This window comes from Funiculus sociatus GB2-C1, from assembly GCF_039962115.1.
GTDB classification, from domain to species: Bacteria; Cyanobacteriota; Cyanobacteriia; order Cyanobacteriales; family FACHB-T130; genus Funiculus; species Funiculus sociatus.
The window spans coordinates 18,636-38,910 of sequence record NZ_JAMPKJ010000032.1; the positions used below are offsets into that span (position 1 = coordinate 18,636).

Sequence of the window (20,275 nt, forward strand, 5' to 3'; positions counted from 1 at the left end):
GAGGTTGGTAGTTTTTTGTTGACTAAGGGAATTCTATAAGTAGAGGAACTGTTAACCAACAGATATTTCTGCTCCTAAGGTTGAACACTAGCACGTTCGCTATGATACAAGTCGGTTTAGAGTACGTCAAGCTTCAAAATTTACTGAATTTCCTTATCCGCAGCGTCGTCTGGCAGACTCCTGTTGCTCCCCTTGTTATTGCTGTAATTGGACTAGAACTGTGATCGAGCTTGGATCTCTGGTGCGATCGCACCACAACTATCTAGGTACAGGAAAGGTTATTGAGCTAACAAATCTGGATGCCACTGTTGAGTATTTTTGCTCAGTTGGACAACGGATTTCAAAAACTATAGCCCTAAATTCGCTTCAACGAGTTAAGCTCCCGCGTCAGACACGATGCTACTTCTGGTCGGAAAGTCAAGAAAGTTGGTTCATTGGCAGAATTTTTGGCTGGGATGAATCTCGCCATCAATATCAAATCGACTTACCCGATAAGCATACTGTATTGGCTTGTGAGCGGGAAGTCTATGTCCGTTGCAATCTGCCGATCGCAGACCCCATTGGAATCTTAGCGATGAAGGGTCACGAAACGCCTTACTTCCACAACAAGCGATCGCGTTTTGTCCAATGTCTGGTTGAGCAACGGGCAGTCAGTCGCGGGATGACTGGACTTATTTCTGCCAACATTGAGCTTTTTCCCCACCAAGTAGAAGTCGTCCGGCGCGTTCTGGAAGACCCCATTCAACGCTACCTGTTAGCCGATGAGGTTGGACTGGGAAAAACTATTGAGGCAGGAGTGATTCTGCGGCAATACCTACTGGATGAACCGCACGGACGTGCATTGGTCTTGGTGCCGCAATACCTTCTGGAACAGTGGCGTCAGGAGTTGGAAGACAAATTCTACCTCTCCCACTTTTCAGACCGCGTGCAACTGCTTGCCGTTGATGACTTGAATCAGATCAGGCTCAATGAGGGTTTTGGCTTCCTCATTTTAGATGAAGCACACCACATCGCGGCGATGGCAACCTCCTCGAATGTGGTACGTCGGCAGTGCTTCGAGACCTGCAAACAGCTTGCTCATAAAAGCGATCGCCTACTGCTATTGTCCGCTACCCCAGTTCTGAACCATGAGCGGGATTTCCTAGCGATGCTTCACCTGCTCGATCGAACCACCTATCAGCTTGATGATTTAGAAGGCTTTCGAGCTAGAGTTCAAAAGCGTCAGGAGATCGGTCGAGTTCTCCTTTCCTTCAAAGAAGGCGCAAAACCATTTGTTCTGAAGACGAAACTCGGTCAGTTGCGAAACCTTTTTTCCGAAGATACATATCTACTGAATCTCGCCGACGAGTTGCAAAGTAATCTACAGAATCAAGAAGCTCCTGCTGCTGAGCGAGATAAAATTGTGCAGGCGATTCGTACCCACATCAGCGATACCTATCGACTGCACCGCCGGATGCTCCGTAACCGTCGTGCTGAGGTTAAAGATGTGCTTTTTGACCGCAATGCCATACCTAAAGCCGAGTATGACTTAGATGAGCATTCCTACCAAATTCACGAGCTTATAGATGAGTGGCGAACTGTTGCCCCGAACGAGGAGTATAGCCGCATTTTCCTTCTCCTCTTTCGTGCCAGCAGTACTTGGTTGGGGATTTTAAAAGAAGTCGTTGAAGCGCGTTTAAACAACGTATCCCATCCAGGATTACTCAAAGAGTTTGGTGCTGATGATGTTCGTATCCTGATTGAAACTCCTAAATTTCCTGGGGAAGAGGAGATTTTGCAATCCTTACTCAAAATTCTTCAACAACCGTTTGAAGAGGGTGATCGCCTTGAGTTATTGAAAATAATTTTGCTTTATCACCTCTCAGAAATTCTTGGACTCCAATCCTACCAAAGAGACATAGTTAAGTTATTGGAGAGAGTCCAAGAGAGACTTCGTAAACCTTTCAAGAGCGATAGTTTGCCCAAAATTGTTATATTTACAAGCTTTGTGCAAACCTGCTCAGAAATTGTCCGTTATTTATCGAATTCTTTTGGTGAAAATTCAATTGCTAGCCATCAATTTGGAGCCTCACGAGAACAGGTTGAGCAGAATATTAGTAAATTCAAGAACAATCCCCAATGTTTCATTTTAGTTTCTGACTTCTCTGGAGAAGAAGGGCGTAACCTTCAATTTGCGGATGGTTTGATACACTTCGATCTGCCTTGGTCACCTAATCGCGTCGAACAAAGGCTGGGAAGACTTGACCGGATTGGCGGCAAAATGGGAGCCAAGTCCTGGCTATTGGCAGGTCCAGACTTACCAGATAGTCCTCAAGAGGCTTGGTATCAGCTCTTAAAAGAAGGATTTGGTATCTTCAATCAATCAATTGCTAGCTTACAGTTTTATGTCGATGAAAAATTACCAGAACTAGAGGCTGCTCTGTTCCATTCGGGAGCAGGGGGGCTTATGGAAATGATTCAGCCTATCCAAGAGGGTATTCAAGCCGAACAGGTAAAAATTAGCGAACAGAATGTTTTAGATGAAATTGAAGCATCTGATGAAAATGCCGTCCAGTATTTTCAAGCTCTAGAACAATTCGATGACAATCAACAGAAAATTGAAAAAGCTACAGAAGGTTGGATTTGTAGGGCTTTGGATTTTCTAAGAATTGATGACCCCAATTTATCAGGAGTTCGTCGTTATAAGCCCACTGAACGCACCTTAATTCCAGTTAGCGAGATAATCGATCGCTTTTCTCAGGCTAAGGCATCTGGAGCTTACAATCGGAGGTTGGCAAACAAGTATTCTGGTATCAACCTCTACCGAATTGGTGAAGGGCTGATTGAAGAATTAGCTTCTTACATCCATTGGGATGACCGGGGTCAAGCCTTTGCCATGTGGCGACATAATGAGTCTTGGGACTCTGGGGAAGGTACGGAGTGGGTTGGATTTCGCTTCGATTATGCGATTGAGGCGGATTTATCAGTTGTTCAGCAATTTGTAAGGGATGATGGGCTGAACAATTTTAATGAAAAAGCACTGAGGCGACGAGCAGATGCCTTGTTTCCACCCCAGATGAAGACTATCTTTCTAGATGCTCAAATGGATGTTGTTGAGAATGCCGAACTTCTGAGTATCCTGCAACGCCCCTATTTTGGCAAGAGCAGTGATTATTGCGACTATAACTTGGCAAAAAACCGTTTGCCAATTCTTGATGAATTTATAGACCCTGGCAAGTGGGCGGATTTTTGCCGCGAAGCGCGTCACACCTCGGAGAATTTATTGCGCGATCACCCCTCTTTCATCGAACTCTGCGAACAACGAGCCAAAAGTGCCACACTGAAATTGGAGAATCGGCTCAACCAGCTCCAACTGCGCTTTAACCGATTATCGAAGCGCGAACAAATTTCTGATTCTGGGTTGGCAAAGGAACTCAGTACCGAAGGTGCATTAAGTCAAGGCTTGCTAAAGGGAATTTACCGTCCCCGCATGACGCTTGATTCTGTGGGATTCATTATAGTTTCCGGGCGACCTCCTGCTCAACCTAGTCAAGACACAGGTTATTGATGACTGATTCGTTTGAAGAACTCAGAGAGATTATCCAAACAGGGGGTAGTCTTCCAGCCGATTTGAGCCACTTCTCAGAGGCTTGTCATCGGCGCTTACTCGATGCCCTTGGTGTGGGTAGTCCCTACGCACCCGCAGCGGGAGATATTGCCTGTCTAGTTCGTCATGTGCTGCGGCGGGAAGATGAAGACCTAAAGGGAGGAATGTCCCAAAGTATTAAAGTGCCTCGAACACCTCCATATCCTTTGGAGAGAGAGATTTGGCAAAGATGTGGCATCAAAGTTTTGCGTGAGGAGCCAGACTACTTTTTGATTAGCGCTCAGGCTTGGAAACCAGAGTGGCTCGACTTTTCTGACCAATATCCCCCAGATAAACCTGCATTTGACGAAACTCCCCGTCGCAATTACGACCCGGTACCTGGCGATCCTTTTCTCGATTTGCTTGGTTTGAAAGATTACCAGAGTGTGGGTCAACGTGAGGCAATTCGTGCTGTTTTGACAGCACCACAGGGTTCGACGCTCACCATTAACCTTCCTACTGGTTCTGGGAAAAGTCTCTGCGCTCAACTCCCTGCCCTACTGAAATCGCGCACCTCTGGTGTCAGTGTAGTCGTTGTTCCCACAACAGCACTGGCGATTGACCAAGAACGGGCATTAGAACCTTTTATCAACCACCCGACTGCCTATTATGGTGATGATTCTGAGGAAGGAAAAGAAAGACGAGAAGGTATCCGGCAGAGGATTCGTCAAGGCACTCAGCGCATTATTTTTACCTCCCCTGAAAGTCTTATAGATTCCCTAGCTCCCTCGGTTTATGAAGCCGCCAAACTAGGAATGTTGCGTTACTTTGTAATTGATGAAGCGCACATGGTCGAACAGTGGGGGGATGAGTTTCGCCCTGCTTTTCAAGAACTTCCTGGGTTACGCCGAGCTTTATTACGCCTGACTTCGTTTAATACTTTATTACTCACTGCAACCTTAACGGAATCCTGTTTAGATACCCTGGAAACCCTATTTAGTCAACCCGGTTCATTTCAGGTTATTTCTGCTGTCCAGTTGCGTCCCGAACCTTCTTACTGGTTTTCTTGGTGTCGAAGCGAGCAAGAGAGGAGAGAACGGCTCCTTGAGGCAGTGTATCACCTTCCCCGTCCTTTAATTATTTACGCCACTGAACGGGAAGATGTATTTGACTGGAGTGGTGAATTGTCTCGTGTCGGTTTTAAGCGGTATGCCATGATGACCGGGGAATCTACTGCCCAGGAGCGATCGCAACTAATTAAAAATTGGCACGAAAGACGAGTTGATATTGTTGTTGCGACTTCTGCTTTTGGCTTAGGTGTCGATCAAGCAGATGTTCGAGCAGTTATTCATGCCTGTGTCCCTGAAACGATTGACCGTTTTTATCAAGAAGTGGGACGGGGAGGACGAGACGGTAAAGCGGCAGTCTCTCTAACACTGTATACCAGCAACGACCAGAAAGTTGCCAAATCCCTTAAAAAATCAACCATTACCATTGATCGAGGTTTCGAGCGGTGGCAAAGTATGTTCTATAGAAAAGAAATTGCTCCAGATCGTAAATTTCGTGTACCTATAAATGCTCCTCCTTCCATGAAAGAGGGAGACATTGATATGTACAATAAAAAGAGTCGTAAGTGGAATATTCACACCCTCACTCTTATGAGTCGAGCAGGTTTAATTGAAGTTAATTGGGAAGACCCGCCTATTAAAACCAACTTTGACTCAGAAGAATCATATCTTAAAGCCTTTGAGCATTATCAAAATCATCGGATTATTAATATTATCAATGAATATCATTTATCAAAAGACAGTTGGGAAACTCAAATTGATCCAATTCGCCTTCAACGTCAAGACTTAAGTTATCAAAAACTTCAATTAATGAAAGAAGCGCTGTGGACAAAACCGCAACGTTGTCTCTCAGAAATTTTTGCTGAAGCTTACACAATTTCTGTAAGCGAAAAACTCTCTCCCAGGAAGCCAATTATAGTAGCTCGTGCTTGCGGGGGATGTGCTTTTTGTCGAAAGCGTGGAGTCAAGCCTTTTCCAGGGATTATGCCCGCACCTCTCCCCGTGTGGCAACATCCAGATTTCTTCGTGGGAGGGGAACTCCAACGTTTACTTGCAGAGGAGAAGTTACTACTAATTTTTTATGAGTCAGTTGAAGCAAAAAAATGGGAGCGACAACGCAATAAGTTGCTCAGATGGTTAATTGCACAGGGGATTCATAATGTTGTAACTCCCCAGGAACTCCATAGCATTTTCAAAAAAGAAGCTAATCGAGTTACCGATGCTTTTATTTTCTTTTTTGAGGATGAAAAATATCAGCCAATTAAGATGCCTCGTCTTCCCACTTTAATCGTTCATTCTCAAAAATTTCCCCTGCCTCAAATCTACCTAAAAAATAGTACCTCCCAAGCACCGCATATTATTTTACTTCCCGTTAGTACCCCTGACCCAAGCCGAGATGACCGAAGACTGATTGATATTTTTCCTGGACGTAGCTTTCGCTTTGAACCATTTTGCACGGAGATTGGAATATGAGCGTATTAAAAACAGCTTTAGCAAACCCTAGCCGGATGCAAGGAATATTTAGATATTTACTCCATGCTAAGGGTCAAAGAGAGAAAAGAGAAGTACTAGAGCGCATTCTTTCTCCTGATAAGCTGGTTGAGGATAAAAGTTCTCCGCGTCCTATGTTCCGTGCTGCACTTAATGAAGGACTGAAGTGCCGTCTTTTAATAGAAGAGGAAGAAGGACTTGATATCGCTATTAATCCTGATTTGCCAGAGGAGGCTAGAAATCCTCAGCTTGGCACTCAATTATTACCTAATACCCTTGCCGATTTATTTTTTGCCTCGGACAATGAAGATGAAAAAGACTTTGGTCTTGATTGTGCGTGGTATTTAGCACAAGACCTGTATGATGCCCCTGGAACTTGGGAAGAAGTAGAACAGAGAGTTAATCAACAGAGAGTTGGTGACCTTTTAAAATTGTCAAGTGACCGTCTTTTCGATCAATTAGGAGACTGGATGTGCTACTTAGGTTTGGCATGGAGATATGCTCTGAAAGAGGGGAACAACTTGAAGAAGATACTGGTTCCCGATCCTACGGTTTATATCAGACATAATCTTAACCAGCTATTTAATGGACAAATTGGCAACAAAATTCTACTCAATGAATTTATTAATAAATTGGCAATAAAATGCCCTCTTTTTGAAACTGGGCATTTTCGAGAAACCATTGAAGCCAATATTGGTCGGCGTAAACCTAAATATTTATCAACATCTACAGCTTTTGCTTTGTTGCGCCTTCAAGATGAAGGTTACATCCAGCTTATAAGAGAGTCGGATGCAGACTTGATGCTTCTGCCAAAAGTGAATAATCAAGTTGATGACGATGGACGAATTTCTCAGATTATTTACTTTGGGGAATAATTATGACATTTCAAAATTTTGTTTGCTGGCGTTCTCAACAAGTTCAGAGCATCATGAACGTGGAAGCAACTCAGCCTCCCGATCATATATTTTTAGCAACTCACCATCCAGTCGCCATGAAACGGGGGGAACTCATCAAGGGTGGCTCAGAGATTCGCTATAGTGAGGAGGAATTTCTAAGAGATTTTTTAGCAACAGAAGACTTTGCTTTTGTACCTGTTTTAGGAGAGTCAGGTACAGGAAAGTCACACCTAATCCGTTGGTTAGCAGCAAATATTCAATCAACCGATACACGCAAGGTTTTGCTGATTCCTAAAATTGGTACGAACTTAAACGATATTATTGGTCTTATCCTAAATATTGAGGGAATGGAGGGGGAGAAGTTTGATGAATATCGACAACGATTGAATAAAGCTACAAGTACATTAACAGAAGTTCAAGCTCGTGTCCAATTGCTTAATCAGTTAGCCGCCGCAGTAGGCGATAAGGGAAAGCGCGATCGCTCCAAACTCACTGATGAACAAAACTATTTAGTTGATGAGCTTCACTCCCTCTTGTATGATCCATTTTTTCGAGAATATTGGCTCAAAGACGGCAGTATTATTCATCGTCTAGTTATTCACACTCTCGGACACCAAGATACATCCAAAGTTGTTGAGGAAATGAGAGACTTTTCCATTGATGACTTACCATTAAATGTTTTGGATTTGCCAAAAGCAGGACAGCAAGCACAAGAGTTTTACAGTTTTCTTATCAGTAATGACAACCTACAAAAGGCAACCGTAGACTGGTTAAATCGTCACCGGGATGAAGCAATTACGCAGGTATTAAATCTTGGTCGGGAAGACCTGCAAAGATTAATGCGTGACGTGCGTGAAACTTTAGCAGACAAGGGCATCGAGCTGGTTCTACTAGTTGAAGATTTTGCCAAGCTAAAAGGCATCGATCTAGAGGTACTAGAAGCGGTTTTAGCACAACCTCAACAACCAGGAAATAAGCCTCTATGTGCCATGCGAACTGCACTCGCTTGTACAACAGGGTACTATGACGGTTTAGTCAAGCGTTTTGATACGGTTCTGCAACGAGTTACCTTCAGTGTCAATCTAGATGTTGGCGCAGTTAGCAATCAATCCTTAGTCAATGAAGCAGACATCCAACAGTTTATCGCTCGATATCTTAATGCAGTTCGCTTGAAAGATGAGGAAATTCGTAATTGGGCAAAGGCTCAAAAAGAAGATGGAGTTAACAGAATAGAGACACCAAATTTCTGCGACGATTGCGAATATCAACAAGCTTGTCATGCTGCCTTTGGAGAGGTGAATAAAATAGGAATTTATCCCTTTACACCAAAAGCATTGAAACAAATGCTTAGTCGGGTCAATAGAGGAAACTTTAACCCTAGAATTTTGATTAAGGATGTCCTTAAATATACCCTAGAAAATTCCGTTACTGATATTCGACAAGGACGTTTTCCTTCAGTTTCGCTGCAAGAACACTTTGGTAAAAAGAGGCTCAGTGCCATAGTTCAGGATGAAATTAGAGTCAAAGACCCTTTAAATGCTGCTCGACGTGAGGTACTGCTCGATCTATGGACTGACAGTGATAATCTTGTTGATTTACCTGTTGAAGTTCATACGGCTTTCAATCTTCCACCATTGGGAGTCACCGTGCAGCAGACGCAAACTTCAACGGTAGTTCCGCGTACCAAGGAATCATCAGCAGTTTACAACCTAGAGCAGGAATTGCCCACAAGACAAGCTGAGGAAATTACCACAAAACTAGATAACCAAATTGAAATTCTTAGTAACTGGAACAACCAGGACATTTTACCTCAAGATATCGAAAAACTAATTCGTGAATTTGTTTATCCTGCCATTGTCGAGAGGATAGAATGGGATACAGAAATGTTATTGGAAGGAAGCTTTGCTGGTAGTGGAGGAAAAATATTTAAGCAACAAAATGTTATTGTTCAGAGTCAAAAAGTGACAAGAAGGGAAAAGTATCTTTCGGGAATTATTTTATCTCTCCCGCTTAATCCCGATGATGAGAAGGACTTTCGAGATACTACGATCGCCTTCCAAGGCATTTTGCAGTATAGCTATTACAAGCATTGGAAGTTTCTTAATGGCGATCGCTACTTCCGTGCTTACGCTAAACAACTAGAACGATGGAGCCAGTATGTAATAGAAGAGATTCGCCGTCGTCCCAGAGAGTCTGGTGAACCTTGGAATCCTGTCCCCGCAGCAGTGGAGTTACTGGCGATCGCAGCGCGAATGTCTGGACATCCTACCAGTTCTCTAGATGATTTAATTAATGCTTTGTTCCTAGATTTAGAGGATAAGGATGAGGCAAATCGAACTAAGACGTGGAAAGAGTTATTTAAGGTTTTTCAGAAAAATCGGAAACAGCTCTTAGAAATTGTCGAGAGTCGAATTGCTTGTACGAAAGGTAGTCGCTCGCCGTTCCAAATCATTGATACCGTTCAAATTATCGAACCTCTTAAAGATATTCGTAAAGAATGGCAACCTAAATGTGAAATTCCGAATGATTTACGCCAAGAATATGAGGTAATTCAGAAAGTTCGGCAAAAGATAAACGAATTACTGGTACAAGCAATCGAGGAAGAGCGCGAACGCCAACTTGGTGTTTACCAACTATTAGTCGCTGAGTTTGGGGAAGATATAAAGAAAAAAGATGTAATAGATGCTGTTAAGCAGGCAATGGATAAGGCAAGCGCAGCAGGTGTTTTTGGTCAAAAAAACGCAGAAAATCTAACATCTATAATAGACCAATTTCAGCGAACTCGCTTCGGTAATTATATAGAGACAATGAAACGTGTAAAGGCAGAAAATGAGAAAATAGATAGCGCCCCTACCAAACTGCTGCAATATCTAAGCGAAACCCATCAAAAAGCCATGAAGGATGCTTCAGAATTTCTTAAGGAAACCAATAGTTTTCTGGATACATCCATAACTCGCGCACAGAATGACATTGGACAACTTAAATCAAATAAAGGTGGAACCGTTGAATTTAGCCTTCAAGCAATTAAAAGCGAATTAGCCCAATTGCGTAGTCTGGTTACTGAGATTAGAGGATGAACCCATGCTCCTAGAAAAATCACAAAAGATCATTGAGTTGTCGCAGGATAAAATTGCTCTCCAAAACTATGCTGATAATCTTGACGGCTTTAAATCGAGACAACAAATAATTAGTCAAGCAGTCACGAGCATTACCCCCATTGTCAACGCATTTAGAGCGTTTCGTCAGCGAGGACTTGTTACTTTTGATTTAACACAGAAAGTGGACAAGTTATTGGAAATTATTACCATAGCGGAGGAAAACTTTCAGAAAGAACCGGAGTGGATTCTCGATAATAAAAACTTCAAAGGCAACATTTTTATATCCACTGTAGAAGGATTGATTAATACTCTTACACAGCAACTCTCACAATCCTGGAAAAACTACCTAGTTTTGCGAATTATTACTAATCAAGAAACGCTTAATCTGTTGGGTAGGGTTGATGCCTTTAAATCAACTGTACAAAAGATTAGAAACCTAGATGCACTCATCCCGCGAGAGGAATTCCCTAAGAGCTGTGAGCAGTTTGAGAATATAGATAGATTGATTGATCAGTTGAGAGAGTCTTGGGATAGCCTTAATTCTGATGAAGTACCTGATGCAGTGCAGGACTTTCTCAAAGCTGCTGCTAATCAAGGAGCGCCTCTGACGCTTCTGACTCCAGAAGTTCAAGAGTGGATCGTTCGTCATGAAATATCTGATTCTTTACGAATTCGCTTGACCTAAAATTTTGAATGGAAAAAAGGCGAAAGGTGACTACACAGTGGGATAAATTAATTCAAGAATTCCTCGATATTTTAGAACAGAAGGAAGTTCAACTCCTTTCTTGGGGAGTTGTGGATGGCGGATTCTCTGAGGATGAACTGGAAGAACTGGCTGAAGAATTCCTGACCGATAAAGAGGCTGATGAGGATGTTTGGGATTTTTTAGATGAGATGATAGAAGAACGGCGCTTGCTGTTTGAACTGAACCTCAGAGGGAATCGCCGTTTTCGCACCCGGATGGCAGAAGCCGTCAGATTATTTGCACGCTTACGTCAACTTTTCCCCAACAATAATTGGCAAACTGCACCCACTCTTGTTGCTGATTATCGCTTTCAGATTCGTCCGCGAGTTTATCCACGACGGCACATTTCCCCAGAAAAAGCGATCGCACAGCTTGAAGCCGAAAAACTACTAAACCCCATCAGGCAAAAGGCGCTTGAGGCGATGCTGAGTTCACCCAACCGAGGTGAACTCCATCTGGCAGATTTCCAGTTACGTGCCACGATGCAGATGCTGCGGAACTTGAACAGTACCAAAAGCCGAGGCACAATCGTCTGCGCCGGAACTGGAACGGGAAAGACTTTGACATTTTACCTGCCAGCGCTGTCACACATTGCGGGTTTGGTGAAAAAGAATCAGTTTTGGAGCAAGGGACTCGCCATTTATCCCCGCAATGAACTGCTCAAAGACCAGTTTTCTGAAACCTATATTGAAGCACGCCGTCTGGATGTTGTCCTCCAGGCAGAGGGGAAGCGAAAAATCCTTATCGGTGCGTTCTTTGGACTGACTCCAAGAAAAGCTTCTTTAGAAGATAAGCAATTGAATCGGTGGCAATCGGAAGCTGGGGGGTTTACCTGTCCCTACTTGCGATGTCCCAGATGCGAGGGTGCGCTATCCTGGCGACGGGTGGATGTGGAGGCAGGTAAAGAGCGACTTTCTTGTATGACCCAGTCTTGTGCTGCTGTCATTCAGGAAGACGAGGTGGTTTTGACTCGCGATCGCATGACGAAAACGCCTCCCGATTTAGTCTTCACCACTACAGAAATGTTGAATCGATCGATGGGGGACTCCCAGTACAGTCATGTATTCGGCATCGGTGCAGAGAAACCGCCTCAGATGGTACTGCTGGATGAGGTGCATACTTACACTGGAATTCATGGGGCGCAAGTGGCTTATCTGCTGCGGCGGTGGCAGAAGGTCATTAATAAAAAAGTACAATTCACCGGACTCTCGGCGACGCTGCAAAGTGCTGAGGAATTTTTTACCCAACTTACGGGTCTTTCCCCTGGTTCGGTAAAAGAAATTTCTCCCGGTGAAGACCTGTTGGCGGAGGGGATGGAGTATCAACTGGTTCTCAGGGGCGACCCGGTGTCGGGGACAAGTTTGCTCTCTACCAGTATCCAGACGGCAATGCTGTTGCGGCGCGTACTCGACCCCTCTCTCGACCCACCCAGTCACGGAATTTATGGTTCCCGCGTCTTTGCCTTCACCGATGATTTGGATGTCACCAATCGCTTATTCCACAACCTTTTAGATGCTGAAGGTCGGGACAGTTGGGGTCGTCCGCTACCACGACGACAGCCACTGGCGGTTTTGCGATCGCATGGTGCTGCCAATAGTGCAGAACGCCTCATCGCCGGACAATCCTGGCACCTGTGCGAGGAAATCGGTCATGCGCTGCAAATCCCCTTGAGTATTGGACGCACCAGTTCTCAGGATACAGGCGTTACCCCAGATTCAGACGCGGTTGTTGCTACTGCTGCCCTGGAAGTGGGATTTAATGACCCGGAAGTGGGTGCGGTGATGCAGCACAAGGCACCCAGAGATATGGCATCGTTTCTCCAGCGGAAGGGACGGGCGGGACGGCGCAGAACGATGCGACCTTGGACAGTGGTGGTGCTTTCGGATTACGGACGCGATCGCATTGCTTATCAAGGTTATGATGTCCTGTTTAACCCCATCTTGGAAAAGCGATCGCTCCCTATCGCCAACCGCTATGTTCTACGAATTCAAGCGGTTTTCGCCTTCATGGATTGGGTGGCTCAACAACTTCCGGCTAGAACTAGCAAAGGGAGTGTGTGGAATGACTTTGCCAGTCCGTCTACCTATGCAAGCGTTCGCCAGCGGCAGGAAATCACCCTAACTGAGAATATTCTAGAAACCGAGGCGGGGCAACGCGACCTGGAAGCTTACCTGCAATCGGCACTGCACCTCACTAGGGATGAAGCCGAGTCAATTCTGTGGGAACCGCCGAGGTCGTTGATGATGGCAGTGCTTCCCACGTTGTTGCGGCGGCTGAAGTCTGGGTGGAAGCGGATTCCCATTCACTCCGATGAATCAGATCAAGATTACCAGGTTCCCTTCGCACCTTTGCCGGATTTCGTTCCCCCGAACTTATTTAGCGATTTGCTGTTGCCAGAGGTGACGATTACCACGCCGCCAGCGACGCGCAACAGCGAACCGGATGTCAACCCCATGCCGATTGTCCAAGCGCTGAAAACCTTTGCGCCTGGGAGAGCAACGCGCCGATTTGGGGTGCAGCATATCCGTGCGACTCACTGGATTGCCCCGCCAGATTTGCAGCGTTCAGAGCAGGAGTTGACCGTTGAGGACTACTGTAGCGAATTTGAGGAAGCAGGGAATTTTCAGTTTTGGCAAGACGGACAGGTTGTTGAGATTCGCTGCGTTCGTCCTTGGGCGCTGAATCCGACCCAAGTTCCGGCTGATGTCTCCATCACGTCCAATGCTCAGTTGGAATGGCGCACTCAGCTTGTACCGCCGGACTCCGGCACAAAACTGGATTTGCCTCAAGGTTCCCCCTGGTGCCAAATTATTGAAGAGGTTTGCTGCTTCAGCCACAGCCAACAATCGCCTGTGGAGGTGCGACGGTTTGCGATCGCATCCCATGCTAACCTCCGCTTCCGCAACGGTGGGGAATTGGATACTACGATCGCTTTACGCAGAAACAGGATGGTTGCCCTGCTGCAATCGGGTTTGCCCAATCGGTTGATGCTCTGGTGTTTCGCTTCCGCATCCCAGCTAGTTTCAGAATTAGCCCCAGTGACGCGAATCGGGAGAAGATTCGGGCGTTTCGGACGGCGTATTTCCGGCATCGGGTCTTGACGGATGAGGGATTATGTGCACTCACCAATGTGTTTCAGCGGGATTGGCTGTGTCAAATCTATCTGTCAATGCTCTCTGCTCGCGCTTTGGCAGACCAAGTTTCTCTGGCTGAGGCGTTTGAGGCTCTCAGGGGTGAAGATATGGGTGAGGAAATGGCAGAGGTGCTGGAAAACATCTTTCAGACGTTGAATGTGGAGGAGACGTTACTGGAAGAAGGGGAAGAACGGGATGAATTGGCACCCGACCGGACGCAGGGGCGGCAGAGGGTACACGACCGACTGCGAGGACTTTGCAACCTTGAGGCGGTTCAAAGGATTTTAAATCACCTTGCGCCAGTGCTTTGGTCAGAGCCAGATGAGGAGTGGCATCGGTGGGCGGCGCTGCGATTTAAGGCGACGCTGGGAGGGGCGTTGCTGGATGCTTGCGGGCAGTTGTGTCCTCAGTCTGATGCGGTTGAGCTGATTTTGGATATCGATCCGGGAGTGCGATCGGAATCGCCGGATGCTGCTGCTATCCCTTCAGGAGTGGAGGAAATCTGGATTACAGAGTCTACAATTGGCGGCGGCGGGGTAATTGAGGAAATTTTACGGCGCTATGCGGCTGACCCGGCGAATTTCTTTCGGTTGGCTAGTAGTGCGCTTGAGCCTTCGGATTTCGAGATTGTGGACTCGGAACTGACTCGGTTACTGGAGTTGACCGAAACGAGTGCTGAGGTAGCTGAGGCAATGGGGGATGTGCGGTCGGCAACAGGGTATGGTGAACTGAAACAGGCAAGCGATCGCCTCCGGAAAGTGCTGTCTTCTCAGGGGATTTTGGTGACGCATCCGGTGATGACGGCGATTAATGCACGGGTTTTGCGTCCGGGGAGTAATCAGGAAACGGATAAGCTGCTGCTGGATTTGATTCGGTTGTGGCATGAGGAGGAGGAACGGTTAGGGATTGAGATTGATGCGCGGGTTTTTGCTTATGTAGTCAGCAATGATGACCAGTTGGATCGAGCGTTGTCGCATCTGGGTTTGGTTCAGCCTAATCCCTATTGGCGGTTTCAAGCGATTTATGGGTTGCTGTGGTCTAGAGGGAATATTTTGCGATCGCGTGCTTTGTCTTCCTACAATCCGTTTGCGGTGCTTCCCGATGCGGATCGAGAGCTGTTGCTGGATGTGTTACAAAAGGATGAATACACAGTTTGGCTGGATAATCCGGATTGGCGGGAGCAGGTGGCAGAGGCGTTTAAACGGGGTATCTCGGTTTCGCTGATTGCTCATCCTGATGCAAAGAGGGATTTGAAGTCGGCGATTTTGGGTTTGGCGGCGGAACCTGTGGAGCTTGGGTTTTTGCAGGTTTATCCGCAGGTTGAGGGGGTGCAGAGGCATCCGCGTGGGTTTGCCGTGAGGTTGAGGATGAGGGAGGCGGTGCAGTGAAGAAAAATTCAGTCTCAAGCTCTTTCAATTCGGGCTATGAATAGCACAACTAGAAGTTTGTTCAAATCCTTGTTTAGTGAGGATTTTGCATCTACGTATAATTGACGCGAGTGGCAAAAATAATTGACACCAAATATAACTTCTCGTTTTAGCCATTGAAATTAATGACAACAGATCAGTTAGATTTTGCTCTTAGCCGTTACAAGGCAGCACTTGATGTAATCGAGAAAGGAGAAAAAAATCTATCAGCCGAAGCCGTTCTTTGCGTATTGATGGCTCGCGATGCAGTTCAGTCTGCCTTAACTGATACCCGCCAAATTCCTGAAGAGAAAGTTATTCAAGTTGTTGAGTTAGATAATCGCGTAAGAGAACAGGGTAAACGCATTGTTCAAACGGTTAATCTAGCAGATTTGCGTACTATTTTAAAACCTCCAGAGGATGCCTGGTGGTGGTTTTTACCGGAGCCGCTCCATCGGTTAGATGTTGTGGACTGGTTGTGGAATGGATTGACGATTACTTCCCTAACAGCTTCATTGAGTCTATTAGTAGACATTTCCAACCGTTTTTTGAGCGGTGGGTTGGATTTAGTTGGCTCTTTTGCCGTGATTTTCCCCAGTATATCGGCACTGTTAACAGTTGGCGGTGTGTTAACCAAGGCAGGAAGCCAAGGTATAGAGCAAGTTTTAGCCAAACTAAGAATTGATAACCATCTCTGGCAGGAGATTAAGTTTGGATTTTCCCTGCTACTTTTACTAAGTTTAATTGGCTTTCGGTATCGCCTACCCAGTATTTCTGACTACTTTAATCACCAAGGGTTTGAAAACTACAAGAATAGCAATTGGGGAAGTGCTAAGTCTGATTACGAGAGAGCTATTAGCCTTAATCCAGATAATGCGGAAGCTCACTACAATTTGGGACGACTTTACGAACAGTTACAAGAAATAGATAAAGCTGAAACTCAGTACAAGTTTGCTGTGGGTGGAGACTTTAGTACTGCCCACAGCGCTCTAGCACGTTTGTATATTCAGAAAAAAAAGTATGCAGAAGCAGTACTTCTGATATACAGAGGATTAGAATTGGTTAGAGCGGAAAATAAAAAAACAAGAAAGGAAAATAAAAAACTATTATATGAATTGCATAAAAACTTGGGTTGGGTACGTGTGGAGCAAGAACGTTATACTGAAGCTCGGATTGCACTTGAAAGCGCAATTACTATAGAAAAATCGATTTCTCTAGATGAAGTCACAGGCTCTGCTCATTGTTTGTTAGCCCAAGCTCTGGAAGAGAACCGTAAAAGTACTCCGGAAAAGGCACTGCCAGAATGGGATTTATGTATTGCATATGGCACTCCACGCTCTCCAGAGGAAGATGAGTGGTTTTACATAGCAAATCAACGTTTGAACGCCAAGGGAGCGAAGTAATGCCAAATCCTGCTGAAATTACTGCCTTTACAGGCACTGTGGAGATCAAACGGAACGGGCAGCAAAGTTGGGAACAAGTGTCTGTGGGCACAAAAATAGTTTTGGGTACTCTGCTCAGGAAGAAGTCTGGTGCAACTGTCAAGATTCGCTGTGGCAATGGTACACCAAGCGAACCCGTACCTGACGATCTGCTGGTGGGTTTGCGGTACATTTGCCCAACACAAGTGATGAGTCCGGGAGATCCCAGGATTCCCTACATCATCAGCCCACGAGATACCCTCATCCTTACCGATACACCAATACTGCGCTGGAATGCGGCTGCGGATGCTAGTAGCTTCACTGTAACGGTTAGAGGTCGGGAGTTGGAGTGGGCTAAGCAAGTGAGCCGAGAAGAGGTTTGTCATGATAATCGTTGCGAGTTTGTTTATCCAGGTGAGCCACCGTTGCAGCCAGACGTTAGCTACAAACTAGTAGTTGAGGCAGATACAGGCAGAAATTCCAATGAGGAAACGGCATTGGGATTTAAGCTGATTGATGCAGAGCAGGCTGAAACCGTGCAGGCACTTGCCCAAAACATTCAGGAACAGGACTTATCCGATTTATTGAAGGCATTAGCTCTAGCTAATCTCTATGCAGACCAAAACTTAGTGGCTCTAGCCATTGAAACCCTAGAAGCATTCATTAAAGATGTAGAGGCTGCTGGTGTTTTCAACCAACCCGCCGAACTTTCTGCTGTTTACACTCAACTGGGTGAGCTGTATCGCTGGATTGGACTATTCCGTGAAGCTGAGGTGCAGTATCAAAAGCTAGTTGCCCTAGCAGAAGTTGAGGTAGGGGAAGTCAGATGGAGCCTCGGTAAGAGGAAGGAAGCCATAGATTCCCTAGAGAAAGCTAAGGCGATTTATGAAGAATTAAGAGATAAGCAGCGAGTTAGCGAACTGGAAGAGCGACTTACTGAGATGAACGGCTGAGTTACGTAGCGATGAGTATTTCCAGATCGTTCTAAAGCCGAGGAGTTCAGCTCGAACTTCCATAACTCTTTAACTAAGGGCAAACAGCGTATGACTCAGAGTCCACAGCTAGATCGAAACGATCAGTTGCAAAATCTGTTGGAGTTCTGGCAAGAAAAATTAGAAACATCTCAGGAAAACAGTGATCGCCAAGGTGAGACAATAGCGCTGGGAAACCTGGGATTGGTTTACTTAGAGCTGGAAGAATATGCCCTAGCCATTGAAAAACTCGATCAATGTCGAGTTATTGCACGAGGATTGCCAGATCGCCAAATCGAACAGCAAGCTATATTAGCTTTGGCTAATAGCTATTACTACCAAGGACACCAACAATATTTTCAGCAGATTCCTCAAGTCCTAGCAGCCTTGCAATCCTGGAAGCGATCACTGACATTTTATCGCGAAATCAATTATCGCCAGGGAGAAATGCAAGTTCTCCAAGCTCTAGGAATTGCTTACGATGGCTTTTACGACCGACACAAAGCAATCGAGTATTTCCAGAATAGTTTAGCCATTGCCGAGGAACTAAGCGATCGCCCAATGCAAGGCCGTCTGCTTGGGGACTTAAGCGTTCCTTACCTGGCGTTAGAAAACTATGATAAGGCAATCGAATACGCCGATCGCAGCCTAGCTGTTGCTAGAGAACTTAAGGCTAACAGCAATGAACTCCCTGCTACTGTACTTATGGAAGTGGCTAGGACTGAATGGTTAGCTCTGAGCAATTTAGGTAATGCTTATTTCTTGCAGAAAAACTACGATCGGGCAGCAGAGTATTACGAACAGATGCTTGCGATTGCCCTAGAATCTCAAGACTCTTTTGGGGAAATGCAAGCTCTACACAACTTGGGAGCAGTTTACCTTGATCGGGAAGAGTATGATAAATCGGCGGATAAATTCCAGCAAGCCTTAGCGTTAGTAAACGAACTCAATGACCCTCAACAGCAAGCAATCGGTTTAGTTGCACTGGGGAGAGTCGCTAAACAACGAGGCAACATTTCAGAGGCAATTAAATACTATCAGGACTCGATCAAAATTACTGAGTCAATTCGAGGTATTCTCAAGGTTTCAGAAAATGCTGCCTCCTTCGCGAATTTATGGATTAGTGATTACGAAGAGCTGATTAATCTACTCGTTTCCGAAAACTATTTTCAAGAAGCCTTCAATTACGTCGAACGAGCGCGATCTCGATCATTCCTCGACCAACTGGCTAATGCTCGGATAGACTTTCGCGCTGGAGCAGACGCCGAGCTCATCAAACGGGGAGAAGCTCTAGAACGTGAAATTATAAGGCTCCGACGGGAAGATCCCTTTAACGAGCAGTTACAAGCGCTTGAACAAGAATACCAAGACTGGTTAACCGAGTTAAAAATTCACAGCCCGGAGACGGTGGCTCTTAAAAGCGTAGATGTTGCCTCTATAGCTGAAATTCAAGAGCGTCTTGACACAGACACCACCCTAGCTGAATACTTTGTCGCGGATGAACGGACTCTTGTCTTCCTGCTCACTAAAGATAGCTTCAAAACCGTTGCTTTAGATGTTCGTCGAGAAAAACTCTCGAAAGAGATACATCTTTTTCAAGACCATTCTGAGAGAGATAACCTTTATCCGGATACACTCCAGAATCTATACGACTGGTTAATTGCTCCTCTTAAGTCCGATTTCAAAACGCCTAAACTGAGTATCGTTCCTCACAGCATTCTCCACTATCTTCCCTTTGCTGCTCTAACCGATGGAGATCGCTACCTCATTGAGGACTATACTTTATTGAATCTACCTAGTGCCAGCACCCTGCGATTTTTACCTGATAAAATTATTTCCGGAACTGAAACTATCTTGATACTAGGTGACCCATCGGTTGAAAATCAACCTTCTTTGCCCTTTTCTAGAGAAAGCGCAAACGAGATTGCAGATCTATTCAACACTAAAGCCCTAGTAGGTAAAGAGGCGACTGAAAGCGCTGTTTGGTCTAAAGCTACGAACGCTAAGATTCTACATATTGCTGCTCATGGCAAGTTCTATAGCAACAATCCTCTGTTCAGCACTATTCACTTAGCCCCAGACGAGCAAGCTGAGGATTTTCAGAAAGACGGTCAGCTTGAAGTTCACGAAGTTTACAACCTCAAGTTAATAGCTACGAATTTGGTTGTTCTTAGTGCTTGCGAGACAACCCTTGGTAAGTTGAGTCAAGGGGATGAAGTCGTTGGGCTTAACCGAGCCTTTATCTATGCTGGCACTCCAACCCTAATAGCCAGTCTCTGGCAGGTAGATGAAAGAGCAACAGCATTGCTGATGAGACGGTTTTACACCCGCCTTAAAGCAGGGATGGGTAAAGCTGAAGCATTGCGACAGGCACAGATGGAAATGCGAACAGATTATCCTCATCCTGACTTCTGGGCCGCATTTGTGTTGACAGGAGATGGGGGTGAAAGCTCACAACAAGAATCTGGTTAAGTTAAATAA

Annotated in this window: 10 protein-coding genes; all 10 read left to right on the plus strand. The window is 45.4% G+C overall.

Features of this window, described 5'->3' with window-relative positions; translation table 11 throughout:
- Nucleotides 1–220: 220 nt before the first annotated feature.
- The 10 genes from dpdE (at nucleotide 221) to NDI42_RS15995 (ending at nucleotide 20,266) form a co-directional block, all read left to right on the plus strand.
- The gene (dpdE, locus tag NDI42_RS15950) at nucleotides 221–3,547 is read left to right on the plus strand and encodes a protein DpdE (RefSeq protein ID WP_190455227.1); all 3,327 of its coding nucleotides are present in this window, start codon (nucleotides 221–223) and stop codon (nucleotides 3,545–3,547) included.
- Complete coding sequence (gene dpdF / locus NDI42_RS15955; RefSeq protein WP_190455231.1) at nucleotides 3,547–6,105, plus strand: protein DpdF; 2,559 nt, start codon at nucleotides 3,547–3,549, stop codon at nucleotides 6,103–6,105. Before dpdE ends, dpdF begins: the two co-directional genes overlap by 1 nt.
- The gene (gene dpdG, locus NDI42_RS15960) at nucleotides 6,102–6,998 is read left to right on the plus strand and encodes a protein DpdG (protein ID WP_190455232.1); all 897 of its coding nucleotides are present in this window, start codon (nucleotides 6,102–6,104) and stop codon (nucleotides 6,996–6,998) included. The genes dpdF and dpdG overlap by 4 nt, the downstream gene beginning before the upstream one ends.
- 2 nt (nucleotides 6,999–7,000) lie before the next feature.
- The gene (gene dpdH, locus NDI42_RS15965; RefSeq protein WP_190455234.1) at nucleotides 7,001–10,096 is read left to right on the plus strand and encodes a protein DpdH; all 3,096 of its coding nucleotides are present in this window, start codon (nucleotides 7,001–7,003) and stop codon (nucleotides 10,094–10,096) included.
- A 4-nt stretch (nucleotides 10,097–10,100) separates the two neighbouring features.
- The gene (locus NDI42_RS15970) at nucleotides 10,101–10,802 is read left to right on the plus strand and encodes a hypothetical protein (protein ID WP_190455236.1); all 702 of its coding nucleotides are present in this window, start codon (nucleotides 10,101–10,103) and stop codon (nucleotides 10,800–10,802) included.
- 26 nt (nucleotides 10,803–10,828) lie between these two features.
- Nucleotides 10,829–13,963 carry a protein DpdJ gene (gene dpdJ, locus NDI42_RS15975; RefSeq protein WP_190455237.1) on the plus strand — a complete coding sequence of 1,045 codons (3,135 nt, stop codon included), beginning with the start codon at nucleotides 10,829–10,831 and terminating at the stop codon, nucleotides 13,961–13,963.
- Nucleotides 13,964–14,031: 68 nt separating this feature from the next.
- Nucleotides 14,032–15,384 (plus strand): hypothetical protein, encoded by a 1,353-nt coding sequence (locus tag NDI42_RS15980; RefSeq protein WP_190455239.1) that lies wholly within the window; start codon nucleotides 14,032–14,034, stop codon nucleotides 15,382–15,384.
- A 164-nt stretch (nucleotides 15,385–15,548) separates the two neighbouring features.
- The gene (locus tag NDI42_RS15985; RefSeq protein ID WP_190455242.1) at nucleotides 15,549–16,805 is read left to right on the plus strand and encodes a tetratricopeptide repeat protein; all 1,257 of its coding nucleotides are present in this window, start codon (nucleotides 15,549–15,551) and stop codon (nucleotides 16,803–16,805) included.
- Nucleotides 16,805–17,776: a tetratricopeptide repeat protein gene (locus NDI42_RS15990; RefSeq protein ID WP_190455245.1), complete on the plus strand. Its 972-nt coding sequence runs from the start codon at nucleotides 16,805–16,807 to the stop codon at nucleotides 17,774–17,776. Before NDI42_RS15985 ends, NDI42_RS15990 begins: the two co-directional genes overlap by 1 nt.
- Nucleotides 17,777–17,866: 90 nt before the next feature.
- A complete protein-coding gene (locus tag NDI42_RS15995) occupies nucleotides 17,867–20,266 on the plus strand; it encodes a CHAT domain-containing protein (RefSeq protein ID WP_190455248.1) in 2,400 nt (799 codons plus the stop codon).
- Nucleotides 20,267–20,275 lie beyond the last annotated feature (9 nt).

Coding starts and splice junctions, on each gene's coding strand:
- dpdF (WP_190455231.1), top strand. CDS start 3,547: ATGACTGATTCGTTTGAAGAACTCAGAGAGATTATCCAAACAGGGGGT.
- dpdG (WP_190455232.1), top strand. CDS start 6,102: ATGAGCGTATTAAAAACAGCTTTAGCAAACCCTAGCCGGATGCAAGGA.
- dpdH (WP_190455234.1), top strand. CDS start 7,001: ATGACATTTCAAAATTTTGTTTGCTGGCGTTCTCAACAAGTTCAGAGC.
- NDI42_RS15970 (WP_190455236.1), top strand. CDS start 10,101: ATGCTCCTAGAAAAATCACAAAAGATCATTGAGTTGTCGCAGGATAAA.
- NDI42_RS15980 (WP_190455239.1), top strand. CDS start 14,032: ATGCTCTCTGCTCGCGCTTTGGCAGACCAAGTTTCTCTGGCTGAGGCG.
- NDI42_RS15985 (WP_190455242.1), top strand. CDS start 15,549: ATGACAACAGATCAGTTAGATTTTGCTCTTAGCCGTTACAAGGCAGCA.
- NDI42_RS15990 (WP_190455245.1), top strand. CDS start 16,805: ATGCCAAATCCTGCTGAAATTACTGCCTTTACAGGCACTGTGGAGATC.
- NDI42_RS15995 (WP_190455248.1), top strand. CDS start 17,867: ATGACTCAGAGTCCACAGCTAGATCGAAACGATCAGTTGCAAAATCTG.